Below are 269 nucleotides of genomic sequence, written 5' to 3'. Positions count from 1 at the left end.
CAGACGAAGTGCTCGGAGACCTTCTCGGCCAGCGCGCGACCATGTTGCTGGGCGATCAGCGTCATCATCATGTCCATCGCCGCGGTACCGCCGCCGCAGGTGACACGATCGCGGTCCAGCTCATAAAGCTGATGGGAGACGTTGACCTGCGGGAAGTCGCGGCGGAAGGATTCGGCGCGCTGCCAGTGGATCGTCGCACGATAGCCATCGAGCAACCCGGCGCGGGCCAGCTCACGAGTGCCGGTGGAGATGCCGCCCAGCATCACGCC

General features: G+C 65.8%; 1 protein-coding gene. It reads right to left on the bottom strand.

Going from position 1 to position 269, the window contains the following annotated elements:
- A partial coding sequence (locus tag R0J88_RS20480) for an AraC family transcriptional regulator (protein WP_410900948.1) occupies positions 1 to 269 on the bottom strand: 269 nt, incomplete at both ends.

This window comes from Pseudoalteromonas sp. SIMBA_162, from assembly GCF_046535955.1.
Lineage (GTDB): Bacteria > Pseudomonadota > Gammaproteobacteria > Enterobacterales > Alteromonadaceae > Pseudoalteromonas > Pseudoalteromonas marina.
Note: the sequence above shows the minus strand (reverse complement) of the source record. Positions and strands in the feature narration are given on the sequence as shown.